Below are 13,985 nucleotides of genomic sequence, written 5' to 3' on the forward strand. Positions count from 1 at the left end.
CCACACGCGGCCGGCGCCGCCGCCCCCGAAATAAGTGCTACGCTGCCGTGCAGTCGACATCCTTTAACGATCCGTCCGGTGAGGCGGAGAAGGAGGTCAAGTTTCGTATGGGTGCTGCGGGCGACACGCGCTCAGGCAGTGATTCCCGGGAATTGATGTCGGCGGCCGACGTGGGCCGCACCATTTCCCGTATCGCACACCAGATCATCGAAAAGACGGCCCTCGACGGCCCCGACGCTCCGCGGGTCGTGCTGCTGGGCATCCCCACTCGCGGCGTGATCCTGGCCGAACGCCTGGCCGGCAACATCGGCGAATACAGCGGCGTCGAGGTCGGCCACGGCGCGCTGGACATCACCTTGTACCGCGACGACCTGATGCAAAAACCACCCCGGCCGCTGGAAGCCACCTCGATCCCGGCCGGCGGGATCGACGACGCCTTGGTGATCCTGGTCGACGACGTGCTCTACTCCGGCCGCTCGGTGCGCTCCGCCCTGGACGCGCTGCGCGACGTCGGCCGCCCCCGGGTGGTGCAGCTGGCGGTGCTGGTCGACCGGGGCCACCGCGAACTGCCGCTGCGCGCCGACTATGTGGGCAAGAACGTCCCCACCTCACGCACCGAGAGCGTGCACGTGTTGTTGCGGGAGAGCGACGGTGACGACGGCGTGGTGATCTCGCGATGACCCGACACCTGCTTGCCGCCGGGGACCTGAGCCTCGACGACGCCACCGCCATCCTCGACGACGCCGACCGCTTCGCCCAGGCGCTGGTCGGCCGCGAGATCAAGAAACTGCCGACGCTGCGCGGCCGCACCATCGTGACGATGTTCTACGAGAACTCGACCCGCACCCGGGTGTCCTTCGAGGTGGCCGGCAAGTGGATGAGCGCCGACGTGATCAACGTCAGCGCCGCCGGATCGTCGGTGGGCAAGGGCGAGTCGCTGCGTGACACCGCGCTGACGCTGCGGGCCGCCGGGGCCGATGCGCTGATCATCCGGCACCCGGCGTCGGGGGCCGCGCACCTGCTTGCCGAATGGACATGCGCCGGCGGCGATTCCGGCCCCTCGGTGATCAACGCCGGCGACGGCACCCATGAGCACCCGACGCAGGCGCTGCTGGACGCGCTCACCATCCGCCAGCGGCTCGGCGGCATCGAGGGCCGGCGGGTCGTGATCGTCGGCGACGTCCTGCACAGCCGGGTCGCCCGCTCCAACGTCATGCTGCTGCACACCCTGGGCGCCGAAGTGGTGCTGGTGGCACCGCCGACGCTGCTGCCGGTCGGCGTCGACGGCTGGCCGGTGACGGTGTCGAACGACTTCGACGCCGAGCTGCCCGCCGCCGACGCGGTGCTGATGCTGCGCGTGCAGGCCGAGCGGATGAACGGCGGCTTCTTCCCGTCGGTGCGCGAATACTCGTCCCTGTACGGGCTTTCCGATCGCCGCCAGGCGATGCTGCCCGCGCACGCCGTGGTGCTGCACCCCGGGCCGATGCTGCGCGGCATGGAGATCGCGTCATCGGTGGCCGATTCGTCGCAATCGGCCGTGCTGCAACAGGTTTCCAATGGTGTGCACGTGCGGATGGCGGTGCTGTTCCACGTGCTGGTGGGTGCCGAGTCGGCCGGAAGCGAGGGGGCCGCATGAGCGTGTTGCTGCGCGGGGTTCGGCTGTACGGCGAAGGCGACCGCGTCGACGTCCTGGCCGAGGACGGTCAGATCGCCGAGATCGGCCCGGGCCTGAAGATCCCCGACAGCGCCGACGTCATCGACGCGACGGGCCAGGTGCTGCTGCCGGGGTTCGTCGACCTGCACACCCACCTGCGCGAACCGGGCCGCGAATACGCCGAAGACATCGAAACCGGTTCGGCCGCCGCGGCTTTGGGCGGCTACACCGCGGTGTTCGCGATGGCCAACACCAACCCGGTCGCCGACAGCCCGGTGGTCACCGACCACGTCTGGCATCGGGGCCAGGAGGTCGGCCTGGTGGACGTGCACCCGGTGGGCGCCGTCACCGTCGGGCTGGCCGGCAAGGAGCTCACCGAGATGGGCATGATGGCCGCCGGGGCCGCGCAGGTGCGGATGTTCTCCGACGACGGCATCTGCGTGCACGATCCGCTGGTGATGCGCCGCGCCCTCGAGTACGCCACCGGGCTGGGCGTGCTCGTCGCCCAGCACGCCGAGGAGCCCCGGCTGACCGTCGGCGCCGTCGCCCACGAGGGACCCACCGCCGCCCGGCTGGGCCTGTCCGGATGGCCACGGGCCGCCGAGGAATCCATCGTCGCCCGCGACGCGCTGCTGGCGCGCGACGCCGGCGCCCGGGTGCACATCTGCCACGCCTCCACCGCGGGCACCGTCGAGATCGTGAAATGGGCCAAGGGTCAAGGGATTTCGATCACCGCCGAGGTCACCCCGCACCACCTGATGCTCGACGACAGCCGGCTGTCCAGCTACGACGGGCGTAACCGCGTCAACCCGCCGCTGCGCGAGGCCGCCGACGCGGTGGCGCTGCGCCAGGCGCTGGCCGACGGCGTCATCGACTGCGTGGCCACCGATCACGCCCCGCACGCCGAGCACGAGAAGTGCGTGGAGTTCTCCGCGGCGCGGCCCGGCATGCTGGGACTGCAGACGGCGCTGTCGATCGTCGTGCAGACGATGGTCATCCCGGGGCTGCTGACCTGGCGTGGCCTCGCCCGGGTGATGAGCGAGAGCCCCGCGCGCATCGTGGGCCTGCCCGATCACGGCCGGCCGCTGGAAGTGGGGGAGCCGGCCAACCTGACCGTGGTGGACCCCGACGCCTCCTGGACCGTCGCCGGGCCCGACCTGGCCAGCCGGTCGGCCAACACGCCCTACGAAGCGATGACCCTGCCCGCCACCGTGACCGCGACCCTGCTGCGCGGCAAGGTCACCTGCCGAGACGGGAAGTGCCCGGCATGAATTCGGGCACGCTGGTGGGGTCGCTGATCTTCGCGGCCGTGCTGGTGGTGGTGATCACGGTGGTGATCCAGCTGATGATGCGCAGCTGGCAGCGCCGCGCGCAGCGGCAGGCGGAGCTGATCGGCGACCTGCCGCAGATCCCGGACCAGGTCGGTGCGGCGAGCATCACCACCCGCGGCCACTATTGCGGGTCCATGATGGCGCCGGGCTGGAACGAGCGGATCGCGGCGGGCGATCTCGGTTACCGCAGCAAAGCGGTGCTGACCCGCTACGCCGGGGGCATCATGGTGGAACGCCTGCGGGCCCACCCGATTTGGATTCCACAGGACTCGATCACGGCCATCCGCATGGAGCGCGGAATGGCGGTCAGGCCGGCCCGGATCGGCATTCTGGCGATCCGCTGGCGGCTGCCGTCGGGCGTCGAGATCGACACCGGTTTCCGGGCGGATCACCGCCACGACTACGACCCGTGGCTGGAGGAACGGGATGGCCAGGAGAATGAGGTCGCGTGAGCAGTAAGGCCCTATTGGTACTCGAAGACGGCCGCGTCTTCACCGGCACCCCGTTCGGCAAGATCGGCCAAACACTGGGCGAGGCCGTGTTTTCCACCGGCATGTCCGGTTACCAGGAGACGCTGACCGATCCCAGTTACCACCGCCAGATCGTGGTGGCCACCGCGCCGCAGATCGGCAACACCGGCTGGAACGACGAGGACGCCGAGAGCCGCGGTGACAAGATCTGGGTCGCCGGCTACGCGGTGCGCGATCCCTCGCCGCGTCCGTCCAACTGGCGGGCCACCGGCACCCTGGAGGACGAACTGATCCGCCAGCACGTCGTCGGGATCGCCGGCATCGACACCCGGGCGGTGGTGCGGCACCTGCGCACCCGCGGCTCGATGAAGGCGGGCGTGTTCTCCGGGGACGCGCTCGCCGACCCCGACGAGCTGTTGCAGCGGGTGCGGGGCCAGCAGTCCATGCTGGGCGCCGACCTGGCCGGCGAGGTCAGCACGCCGGACACCTACATCGTGGAACCCGAAGGCGAGCCCCGGTTTACGGTGGCCGCGCTAGACCTGGGCATCAAGACCAACACGCCGCGCAACTTCGCCCGCCGCGGCATCCGCACCCACGTGCTGGCGTCCTCGGCGACCTACCGGCAGATCGCCGACATCAAACCGGACGGCGTGTTCCTGTCCAACGGCCCGGGCGACCCCGCCACCGCCGACCACATCGTGGCGGTGACCCGCGAGGTGCTGGGCGCCGGAATCCCGCTGTTCGGCATCTGTTTCGGCAACCAGATCCTGGGCCGGGCGCTGGGCCTGTCCACCTACAAGATGGTGTTCGGTCACCGCGGCATCAACATCCCGGTCATCGACCACGCCACCGGGCGGGTGGCGGTGACCGCGCAGAACCACGGCTTCGCGCTCGAGGGGGAGGCCGGCCAGTCCTTCGACACGCCGTTCGGCCAGGCGATCGTCAGCCACACATGCGCCAACGACGGAGTGGTCGAGGGCGTCAAACTCGCCGACGGGCGGGCCTTTTCGGTTCAATACCATCCCGAGGCCGCCGCCGGGCCGCACGACGCGAATTACCTGTTCGACCAATTCATCGAATTGATGGCGGCCCCAAACCGCGGAAAGGGGCGGTAGTGCCGCGTCGCGCCGATTTGCGTCACGTCCTGGTGATCGGCTCCGGGCCGATCGTCATCGGTCAGGCCTGCGAGTTCGACTACTCGGGCACCCAGGCCTGCCGGGTGCTGCGGGCCGAGGGCCTGGAGGTCAGCCTGGTCAACTCCAACCCGGCGACCATCATGACCGACCCCGAGTACGCCGACCACACCTACGTCGAGCCGATCACCGCCGCATTCGTCGAGAAGGTGATCGCCCAGCAGGCCGAGCGCGGCAACAAGATCGACGCCCTGCTGGCCACCCTGGGCGGGCAGACCGCGCTCAACACCGCGGTCGCGCTCTACGAGAACGGCGCGCTGGAGCGCCACGGCGTCGAGCTCATCGGGGCCGACTTCGACGCCATCCAGCGCGGCGAGGACCGGCAAATGTTCAAGGACATCGTCGCCAAGGTGGGCGGTGAATCCGCCCGCAGCCGAGTGTGTTTCACCATGGAAGAGGTCCGCGAGACGGTCGAGGAGCTGGGCCTGCCGGTGGTGGTGCGGCCCAGCTTCACCATGGGCGGCTTGGGTTCGGGGATGGCGCGATCCGTCGAGGAGGTCGACCGGATGGCCGGCGCCGGGCTGGCCGAAAGCCCCAGCGCCAACGTGCTCATCGAGGAATCGATCTACGGCTGGAAGGAATTCGAGCTCGAGTTGATGCGCGACGGCAACGACAACGTCGTCGTGGTGTGCTCGATCGAGAACTTCGACCCGATGGGCGTGCACACCGGTGATTCGGTCACCGTCGCGCCGGCCATGACGCTGACCGACCGCGAATACCAGCGGATGCGGGACCTGGGCATCGCGATCCTGCGCGAGGTGGGCGTGGACACCGGGGGCTGCAACATCCAGTTCGCGATCAACCCGGCCGACGGCCGGCTGATCGTCATCGAGATGAACCCCCGGGTGTCGCGGTCAAGCGCCTTGGCGTCCAAGGCCACCGGCTTCCCGATCGCCAAGATCGCCGCCAAGCTGGCCATCGGCTACACCCTCGACGAGATCGTCAACGACATCACCAAGGAGACCCCGGCCTGCTTCGAGCCCACCCTGGACTACGTGGTGGTCAAGGCCCCGCGGTTCGCCTTCGAGAAGTTCCCGGGCGCCGACCCCACCCTGACCACCACGATGAAATCCGTCGGCGAGGCAATGTCGTTGGGCCGCAACTTCATTGAGGCGCTGGGCAAGGTGATGCGCTCGCTGGAGACCAGCCGCACGGGCTTTTGGACCAAGCCGGACCCCGACGGCGACGTCGAGGAGGTGCTGACCCGGCTGCGCACCCCGACCGAGGGCCGCCTCTACGACATCGAACTCGCGCTGCGCCTGGGCGCTTCGGTGGAACGCGTCGCCGAGGCCAGCGGCGTCGACCCGTGGTTCGTCGCGCAAATCGGCGAGCTGATCACGCTGCGCGCCGAACTGATCGCCGCCCCGGTCCTCGACGCCGACCTGCTGCGGCGCGGCAAGCACAACGGGCTTTCGGACCGCCAGATCGCCGCGCTGCGGCCGGAATTGGCCGGCGAGAACGGGGTGCGCTCGCTGCGCGAGCGCCTCGGCGTGCACCCCGTGTACAAGACCGTCGACACCTGCGCGGCCGAGTTCGAGGCCAAGACGCCGTATCACTACAGCAGCTACGAGCTCGACCCCGCCGCCGAGACCGAGGTGGCCCCGCAGACCCAGAAACCCAAGGTGCTGATCCTGGGTTCGGGCCCCAACCGGATCGGGCAGGGCATCGAATTCGACTACAGTTGCGTGCACGCGGCAACGACGTTGAGCCAGGCCGGTTTCGAGACCGTGATGGTCAACTGCAACCCCGAGACCGTGTCGACCGACTACGACACCGCCGACCGGCTGTACTTCGAACCGCTCACCTTCGAGGACGTCCTGGAGGTGTTCCGCGCCGAGCAACAATCGGCCGGGGACGGGCCGGGGGTGGTCGGGGTGATCGTGCAACTCGGCGGTCAAACCCCGCTGGGGTTGGCGCAACGCCTCGCCGACGCCGGCGTGCCGATCGTCGGCACCCCGCCGGAAGCCATCGACCTGGCCGAGGACCGCGGCGCATTCGGCGACGTGCTCACCGCGGCCGGCCTGCCGGCCCCGAAGTACGGCACCGCAACCACTTTCGACCAGGCCCGCCGGATCGCCGAAGACATCGGATACCCGGTGCTGGTGCGCCCGTCCTACGTGCTGGGCGGTCGCGGCATGGAGATCGTCTACGACGAGGAGACGCTGCGGGGCTACATCACCCGCGCGACCGAGCTCTCGCCCGAACACCCCGTGCTGGTCGACCGCTTCCTCGAAGACGCCGTGGAGATCGACGTCGACGCGCTGTGCGACGGCACCGAGGTGTACATCGGCGGCATCATGGAGCACATCGAGGAGGCCGGCATCCACTCCGGCGACTCGGCCTGCGCGCTGCCGCCGGTCACGCTGGGCCGCAGCGACATCGAGAAGGTGCGCCGCGCGACCGAGTCCATCGCGCACGGCATCGGCGTGGTGGGGCTGCTGAACGTGCAATACGCGCTCAAGGACGACGTGCTCTACGTCCTCGAGGCCAACCCGCGGGCCAGCCGCACGGTGCCGTTCGTGTCCAAGGCCACCGCGATCCCGCTCGCCAAGGCGTGCGCCCGGGTCATGTTGGGCGCCAGCATCTCCCAGCTTCGCGAGGAGGGGCTGCTGGCGGCGTCCGGGGACGGGGCACACGCGGCGCTGGACGCCCCGATCGCCGTCAAGGAGGCGGTGTTGCCCTTCCACCGCTTCCGCCGCATCGACGGCGCCGCCATCGATTCGCTGCTCGGCCCGGAGATGAAGTCCACCGGCGAGGTGATGGGAATCGACCGCGACTTCGGCAGCGCGTTCGCCAAGAGCCAGACCGCCGCCTACGGGTCGCTGCCGGCGCGGGGCACGATCTTCGTGTCGGTCGCCAACCGCGACAAGCGCTCGCTGGTGTTTCCCGTCAAGCGGCTGGCCGACCTGGGATTCCGCGTCCTCGCCACCGAGGGCACCGCGGAGATGTTGCGCCGCAACGGGATTCCGTGCGACGAGGTGCGCAAGCACTTCGAGGACCCGCAGCCGGGGCGGCCCGCGCAGTCGGCGGTGGACGTGATCAAGGCCGGTGAGGTCGACATGGTGATCAACACCCCCTACGGCAATTCCGGTCCGCGCATCGACGGCTACGAAATCCGTTCGGCCGCGGTGTCGGTCAACATCCCCTGCGTCACCACGGTGCAGGGCGCGTCGGCCGCGGTGCAGGGCATCGAAGCGGGCATCCGCGGCGACATCGGGGTGCGCAGCCTGCAGGAGCTGCACAGCCAGATCGGCCAGGGCGGCCTGCCCGGAAACGGGGCCCGGTGACCGGCTTCGGGGTCCGGCTGAGCGACGCGAAGGCCGAACGCGGACCGCTGTGTGTGGGCATCGACCCGCACCCCGAGCTGCTGCGGGCCTGGGGGCTGCCCACCACCGCCGACGGGCTGGCCGCGTTCTGCGACATCTGCATCGAGGCGTTCTCCGGCTTCGCCGTCGTCAAGCCGCAGGTGGCGTTCTTCGAGGCGTACGGCGCGGCCGGATTCGCGGTGCTGGAACGCACCATCGCGGCCCTGCGGTCGGCCGGCGTGCTGGTGCTGGCCGACGCCAAGCGCGGCGACATCGGAACGACGATGGCCGCCTATGCCGCCGCCTGGGCGGGGGATTCGCCGCTGGCCGCCGACGCGGTGACGGCCACGCCGTACCTGGGGTTCGGGTCGTTGCGGCCGCTGCTGGAAGCCGCTGCCGCGCACGACCGGGGGGTGTTCGTGCTCGCCGCGACCTCCAACCCGGAGGGCGCGACCGTGCAGCGGGCCGCCTTCGACGGCCGCACGGTGGCCCAGCTGGTCGTCGACCAGGCGGCCGTGGTGAATCGGTCCGCGACCCCGTCCGGGCCCGGATACGTCGGCGTCGTCGTGGGTGCGACGGTGCTGCAGGCGCCCGATCTCAGCGCCCTGGGTGGACCCGTGCTGGTGCCGGGCCTCGGGGTGCAGGGCGGGCGGCCCGAGGCGCTCGCCGGGCTGGGCGGCGCCGAGCCGGGGCAGCTGCTGCCCGCGGTCGCGCGCGAGGTGCTGCGGGCCGGGCCGGGGGTGGCGGAGCTGCGCGGGGCGGCCGAACGGATGCTGGACGCCGTCGCCTACCTGGCGGTGTGAGCTAGTCCGATGGCGGCGACCCGCTGCGCCCGGCTACGCCGCGCTTGCGATCGCCGCTAGTCCGACGCCAGCGCCGTGCTGGGCTGGGCCGTTTCGACGATGACCGTGGTGGCCTTGACGACGGCCACCGCCACGCTGCCGGGACGCAGCTGCAACTCCTCGGCGGCCTCGGTGCTCATCAGCGAGACGACGGTGAACGGGCCGCACTGCATCTCCACCTGGGTCATCACCTTGTCGCTGACCACCGCGGTGACCAGCCCGACGAAGCGGTTGCGGGCCGAGCTGCCGATGCTGAGCGGGTCGGCCGGCGGCGCGGGCGCGTTGCTGCGGGAGAAGCGGGCGAGGTCCTCGCTGGCGATCACTTTGCGGCCGGCCGCGTCGTGACTGACCTCCAACGCCCCCTGGTTGATCCAGCGCCGCACAGTGTCATCACTGACGCCGAGCAGCTCAGCCGCCTGGCGAATTCGCAGGTTGGACACGCCCCGATGGTATCCGATCCACGACCGCGGATTAGCTGATACGCGGCCGGCGCCGCAGCCTTCCCGCGGGTACGGAACGCTCTCAGGCCACGATCCCGTCCCTGCGGTGACACGTCCCCCGCCGACGCGAATCCGCGGAAGTGACACGCCCGCCGCCGTGAGGCCCGGGCGGCACACACGACCCCGCGGGACCCCCCGCCGCCCGCGCGGCCGCGGGGCGGCGCCGCTGGCCTGCCCTTTGACCGGCCGAACGCGACACGCGCGACACGCCGCGACGAATGCGTGATCCCTCGCACCGCCCCGCCCGGGTGCGCGCCGGCGCGTTTCCGGACGGCCACGTCGTCGCACCCCACGACGGCCCCTTCGGATAAAGCCGCTGGTAGATGGCTTAGCGACGGCCCAAAACGGGCCGCGCCGGGCCCCTCGGCACGGCGTCGCGGCGGGCGCCGTCGACGTCGCGCGGCGGGCCGCTTTGGGGGGACACGCGCCGTTGCATGCTGGGAGTTTGCCCCGTTAAGCAGGGGGGCGGGTTAGATTTCGTCAGGAGGCCTGAGTACGGTCGTCTCCGCTGGCAGAAGAACCGGCGAGACAAAATGAGATCGATTGAAATTGATTGATCAGATACGGAGGAATCGTGGCCCTTCCCCAGTTGACCGACGAGCAGCGCGCGGCCGCGTTGGAGAAGGCGGCTGCCGCACGTCGTGCACGAGCAGAGCTCAAGGACCGGCTGAAGCGTGGCGGCACCAACCTCACCCAGGTGCTCAAGGACGCCGAGACCGACGAAGTCCTGGGCAAGATGAAGGTTTCGGCGCTTCTCGAGGCGTTGCCCAAGGTGGGCAAGGTCAAGGCGCAGGAAATCATGACTGAGCTGGAGATCGCCCCCACCCGCCGCCTGCGCGGCCTCGGCGACCGTCAGCGCAAGGCCCTGCTGGAAAAGTTCGGCTCCTAACCCGGCCGCCGACGATGCAGGCCGAACGGCCTGAGGAGAAGGCGGGCAAACCGACCCGAGCCGTGGGCGCACCCGCCCGGGAGCGCCGATGAACGGCGGCGGGGGACCGGACATCCAGCACGGGGCACGTCCCGAACCATCGCGTGCGGGGCGTGTGGTCGTGCTGTCCGGTCCCTCCGCGGTCGGCAAGTCGACCGTGGTCCGATGCCTGCGCGAGCGGGTCCCGGACCTGCATTTCAGCGTCTCGGCCACCACGCGGGCGCCCCGGCCCGGCGAGGTCGACGGCGTCGACTACCACTTCGTCAGCCCCGCCCGCTTCCAGCAGCTCATCGACGAGGGCGCCCTGCTGGAGTGGGCCGAAATTCACGCGGGCCTGCACCGCTCGGGCACCCTGGCCGAGCCGGTTCGCGACGCCACGGCCCGCGGATTCCCGGTTTTGATCGAGGTGGACCTGGCCGGGGCCAAGGCCGTGAAGAGGGCGATGCCCGAGGCCCTGACGGTGTTTTTGGCGCCGCCCAGCTGGGAGGACTTGGAGGCCAGGCTCGTCGGCCGCGGCACCGAGACCCCGGAGGTCATGCGGCGGCGCCTTGAGACGGCCCGCATCGAAATGGCGGCCCGTGACGACTTCGACCGGGTGGTCGTCAACCGTCGATTGGAGTCTGCGTGCGCCGAATTGGTATCCTTGCTGGTGGGAACTGCCCCGGACCGGCACGACCCGGCTGGCCAGACCGAAAGCCAGACCACATCCAATCAAGATTGAGCACCGACTTTTCGCCGGCGATCAGCCGTTTTGGGCCCTGGCCCGCCTTCGAACGTAGAGGAGATTGACCTCAGTGACTATTCCGCAGTCCGACGCCGCGCTGGCCGCCGTCCCCGACCGGTTCGACCTGTCCGCCGGGGCGCCGGGCGCCTACGACACCCCGCTGGGCATCACCAACCCGCCCATCGACGAGCTGCTGGACCGGGTCTCGAGCAAGTACGCCCTGGTCATCTACGCGGCCAAGCGGGCCCGTCAGATCAACGATTACTACAACCAGCTCGGCGAGGGCATCCTCGAGTACGTGGGGCCGCTGGTCGAGCCGGGGCTGCAGGAGAAGCCGCTCTCGATCGCGCTCCGCGAGATCCACGGCGACCTGCTCGAGCACACCGAGGGCGAGTAACAGGGCCGGGCCGGGCGCGCTGTGGACCGCACGCGGATCCCCAAACGAGTCGTAGTCGGTGTCTCCGGCGGCATCGCCGCCTACAAGGCGTGCACCGTCGTCCGCCAGCTGTCCGAGGCCGGCCATTCCGTCCGGGTCATCCCGACCGAGTCCGCGCTGCGTTTCGTCGGCGCGGCCACCTTTGAGGCGCTCTCCGGCCAGCCGGTGCACACCGGCGTCTTCAACGACGTTCCCGAGGTCCCGCACGTCCAGCTCGGCAAACAGGCCGACCTGGTCGTGGTGGCCCCGGCCACGGCGGATCTGCTGGCGCGCGCGGTGCACGGCCGCGCCGACGACCTGCTGACCGCCACGCTGCTCACCGCCCGGTGCCCGGTGCTGTTCGCGCCGGCCATGCACACCGAGATGTGGTTGCACCCGGCCACCGTCGACAACGTGGCCACGTTGCGCCGGCGGGGCGCGGTGGTGCTCGAGCCCGCCGCCGGGCGCCTCACCGGGACCGACAGCGGGTCGGGCCGGCTGCCCGAAGCCGAGGAGATCACCACCCTGGCCCACCTGCTGCTGGAACGCCACGACGCGCTGCCCTACGACCTCGCCGGCTGCAAGATGCTGGTCACCGCCGGCGGCACCCGCGAACCGGTCGACCCCGTGCGCTTCATCGGCAACCGCAGCTCCGGCAAGCAGGGCTATGCCGTGGCGCGGGTGGCGGCCCAGCGCGGCGCCGAGGTCACCCTGATCGCCGGGCACACCGCCGGGCTGATCGATCCCGCCGGTGTCGAGGTCGTCCACGTCAGCTCCGCGGCCCAGCTGGGCGACGCGGTGTCCAAGCGCGCCCCGGAGGCCGACGTGCTGGTGATGGCCGCCGCGGTCGCCGACTTCCGGCCCGCGCACGTTGCCGCCGCCAAGATCAAAAAGAGCGCCTCGAACGAGACGGCGCCCCCGACGATCGAGCTGGTGCGCAACGACGACGTCCTCGCCGGGGCGGTGCGGGCCCGCGCCCACGGGCAGTTGCCCAACATGCGGGCCATCGTCGGCTTTGCCGCCGAGACCGGCGACGCCAGCGGCGACGTGCTGTTTCACGCCCGGGCCAAGCTGCAGCGCAAGGGCTGCGATCTGCTGGTGGTCAACGCCGTCGGCGAGGGCCGCGCGTTCGAGGTGGACAGCAACGACGGCTGGCTGCTGGCCTCCGACGGCACCGAGTCCGCACTGCAGCACGGCTCCAAGACATTGATGGCCAGTCGTATCGTGGATGCGATCGCCGCGTTCCTGCACGGGGACAGCGGGTAAAGCGGTCGAGTTCTTCCCGGCACCGGGACGGGGTGCCGGCCGGGCTGATGCGGGCCGATATAATTCGGTTGACTAACTATTTGGAAGGATTGGCATGAGCGAAAAGGGTCGCCTGTTTACCAGTGAGTCGGTGACTGAGGGACATCCCGACAAGATCTGTGACGCGATCAGCGACTCGGTCCTCGACGCCCTGCTGGCGCAGGACCCCCGCTCACGCGTCGCGGTTGAGACCCTGGTGACCACCGGGCAGGTGCACGTGGTCGGCGAGGTGACGACGACGGCCAAGGAGGCCTTCGCCGACATCACCAACACGGTCCGCGAGCGCATCCTCGACATCGGCTACGACTCGTCGGACAAGGGCTTCGACGGGGCGTCCTGCGGGGTCAACATCGGCATCGGCGCGCAGTCGCCCGACATCGCCCAGGGCGTCGACACCGCCCACGAGACCCGCGTCGAGGGAGCCGCCGACCCGCTTGACGCGCAGGGCGCCGGCGACCAGGGCCTGATGTTCGGCTACGCGATCAACGACACCCCCGAGCGGATGCCGCTGCCCATCGCGCTGGCCCACCGCCTGTCGCGCCGGCTGACCGAGGTCCGCAAGAACGGCGTGCTGCCCTACCTGCGCCCCGACGGCAAGACGCAGGTCACCATCGAATTCGAGGACGACGTCCCGGTCCGGCTGGACACCGTGGTCATCTCCACCCAGCACGCGGCCGACATCGACCTGGAGAACACCCTGACCCCCGACATCCGGGAAAAGGTGCTCAACACCGTGCTCAACGACCTGGCGCACGACACGCTGGACACCTCCTCGACGCGGCTGCTGGTCAACCCGACCGGCAAGTTCGTCGTCGGCGGCCCGATGGGCGACGCCGGGCTGACCGGCCGCAAGATCATCGTCGACACCTACGGCGGCTGGGCGCGGCACGGCGGCGGGGCGTTCTCCGGCAAGGACCCGTCCAAGGTGGACCGCTCGGCGGCGTACGCGATGCGCTGGGTGGCCAAGAACATCGTCGCCGCCGGGCTCGCGGAGCGGGTCGAGGTGCAGGTGGCCTACGCCATCGGCAAGGCGGCGCCGGTCGGGCTGTTCATCGAGACCTTCGGGACCGCGACCGTCGACCCGGTCAAGATCGAGAAGATCGTCCCGGAGGTGTTCGACCTGCGTCCCGGCGCGATCATCCGCGACCTGGACCTGCTGCGCCCGATCTACGCGCAGACCGCCGCCTACGGGCACTTCGGCCGCACCGACGTCGAACTGCCCTGGGAGCAGCTGAACAAGGTCGACGACCTCAAGCGCGCCATCTAGAGTGCCCGCCGCCTCGAACGTGACGTCGCAGTCACGTTCGGCGCCGAGCGT

The 13,985-nt window shown here is 70.3% G+C and carries 13 protein-coding genes; 12 read left to right on the forward strand and 1 reads right to left on the reverse strand.

Translation table 11 applies throughout. From position 1 onward, the window contains the following. Nucleotides 1–107: 107 nt before the first annotated feature. From pyrR to pyrF, 7 genes are read left to right on the forward strand one after another with little or no spacing between them, the layout of a single operon-like run. Nucleotides 108–680, forward strand: a complete 573-nt coding sequence (gene pyrR / locus QGN30_RS11990) for a bifunctional pyr operon transcriptional regulator/uracil phosphoribosyltransferase PyrR (RefSeq protein ID WP_009951738.1) — start codon at nucleotides 108–110, stop codon at nucleotides 678–680. After that, nucleotides 677–1,636, forward strand: a complete 960-nt coding sequence (locus QGN30_RS11995) for an aspartate carbamoyltransferase catalytic subunit (protein WP_009951741.1) — start codon at nucleotides 677–679, stop codon at nucleotides 1,634–1,636. The genes pyrR and QGN30_RS11995 overlap by 4 nt, the downstream gene beginning before the upstream one ends. Further along, nucleotides 1,633–2,925 (forward strand): dihydroorotase, encoded by a 1,293-nt coding sequence (locus tag QGN30_RS12000; protein WP_009951742.1) that lies wholly within the window; start codon nucleotides 1,633–1,635, stop codon nucleotides 2,923–2,925. Before QGN30_RS11995 ends, QGN30_RS12000 begins: the two co-directional genes overlap by 4 nt. Then, a complete protein-coding gene (locus tag QGN30_RS12005) occupies nucleotides 2,922–3,437 on the forward strand; it encodes a PH-like domain-containing protein (protein WP_014380487.1) in 516 nt (171 codons plus the stop codon). Before QGN30_RS12000 ends, QGN30_RS12005 begins: the two co-directional genes overlap by 4 nt. Continuing rightward, nucleotides 3,434–4,570: a glutamine-hydrolyzing carbamoyl-phosphate synthase small subunit gene (gene carA / locus QGN30_RS12010; protein ID WP_038536706.1), complete on the forward strand. Its 1,137-nt coding sequence runs from the start codon at nucleotides 3,434–3,436 to the stop codon at nucleotides 4,568–4,570. Before QGN30_RS12005 ends, carA begins: the two co-directional genes overlap by 4 nt. Next, nucleotides 4,570–7,935: a carbamoyl-phosphate synthase large subunit gene (carB, locus tag QGN30_RS12015; RefSeq protein ID WP_009951745.1), complete on the forward strand. Its 3,366-nt coding sequence runs from the start codon at nucleotides 4,570–4,572 to the stop codon at nucleotides 7,933–7,935. The genes carA and carB overlap by 1 nt, the downstream gene beginning before the upstream one ends. Further along, on the forward strand, nucleotides 7,932–8,756 hold the full coding sequence (gene pyrF / locus QGN30_RS12020) for an orotidine-5'-phosphate decarboxylase (protein WP_008258199.1): 825 nt from the start codon (nucleotides 7,932–7,934) through the stop codon (nucleotides 8,754–8,756). The genes carB and pyrF overlap by 4 nt, the downstream gene beginning before the upstream one ends. 56 nt (nucleotides 8,757–8,812) lie before the next feature. Here pyrF and QGN30_RS12025 read toward each other — a convergent pair whose 3' ends face one another. After that, nucleotides 8,813–9,235, reverse strand: a complete 423-nt coding sequence (locus QGN30_RS12025; RefSeq protein ID WP_008258197.1) for a TOBE domain-containing protein — start codon at nucleotides 9,233–9,235, stop codon at nucleotides 8,813–8,815. Nucleotides 9,236–9,869: 634 nt separating this feature from the next. On the opposite strand from QGN30_RS12025, the gene mihF reads away from it, so the two are divergent. The 5 genes from mihF to metK all read left to right on the forward strand — a co-directional run bounded on the left by mihF (nucleotide 9,870) and on the right by metK (nucleotide 13,934). Then, nucleotides 9,870–10,184, forward strand: coding sequence for an integration host factor, actinobacterial type (mihF, locus tag QGN30_RS12030; RefSeq protein WP_007171927.1), 315 nt, complete (start codon nucleotides 9,870–9,872; stop codon nucleotides 10,182–10,184). 88 nt (nucleotides 10,185–10,272) lie between these two features. After that, entirely contained in the window at nucleotides 10,273–10,944 is a 672-nt protein-coding gene (gmk, locus tag QGN30_RS12035) for a guanylate kinase (protein WP_085981088.1), read from the forward strand. Between the two features lie 73 nt (nucleotides 10,945–11,017). Next, a complete protein-coding gene (rpoZ, locus tag QGN30_RS12040) occupies nucleotides 11,018–11,344 on the forward strand; it encodes a DNA-directed RNA polymerase subunit omega (protein WP_008258195.1) in 327 nt (108 codons plus the stop codon). A 21-nt stretch (nucleotides 11,345–11,365) separates the two neighbouring features. Continuing rightward, entirely contained in the window at nucleotides 11,366–12,628 is a 1,263-nt protein-coding gene (gene coaBC / locus QGN30_RS12045) for a bifunctional phosphopantothenoylcysteine decarboxylase/phosphopantothenate--cysteine ligase CoaBC (RefSeq protein WP_008258194.1), read from the forward strand. Nucleotides 12,629–12,722: 94 nt separating this feature from the next. Next, complete coding sequence (gene metK, locus QGN30_RS12050; RefSeq protein ID WP_008258192.1) at nucleotides 12,723–13,934, forward strand: methionine adenosyltransferase; 1,212 nt, start codon at nucleotides 12,723–12,725, stop codon at nucleotides 13,932–13,934. Nucleotides 13,935–13,985 lie beyond the last annotated feature (51 nt).

It is taken from the genome of Mycobacterium sp. 3-98, assembly GCF_035918355.1.
Classification (GTDB): Bacteria; Actinomycetota; Actinomycetes; order Mycobacteriales; family Mycobacteriaceae; genus Mycobacterium; species Mycobacterium intracellulare.

What these genes read in the sequence shown, in the direction of transcription:
- pyrR (WP_009951738.1), top strand. Translation starts at nt 108, where the DNA reads ATGGGTGCTGCGGGCGACACGCGCTCAGGCAGTGATTCCCGGGAATTG.
- QGN30_RS11995 (WP_009951741.1), top strand. Translation starts at nt 677, where the DNA reads ATGACCCGACACCTGCTTGCCGCCGGGGACCTGAGCCTCGACGACGCC.
- QGN30_RS12000 (WP_009951742.1), top strand. Translation starts at nt 1,633, where the DNA reads ATGAGCGTGTTGCTGCGCGGGGTTCGGCTGTACGGCGAAGGCGACCGC.
- QGN30_RS12005 (WP_014380487.1), top strand. Translation starts at nt 2,922, where the DNA reads ATGAATTCGGGCACGCTGGTGGGGTCGCTGATCTTCGCGGCCGTGCTG.
- gmk (WP_085981088.1), top strand. Translation starts at nt 10,273, where the DNA reads ATGAACGGCGGCGGGGGACCGGACATCCAGCACGGGGCACGTCCCGAA.
- metK (WP_008258192.1), top strand. Translation starts at nt 12,723, where the DNA reads ATGAGCGAAAAGGGTCGCCTGTTTACCAGTGAGTCGGTGACTGAGGGA.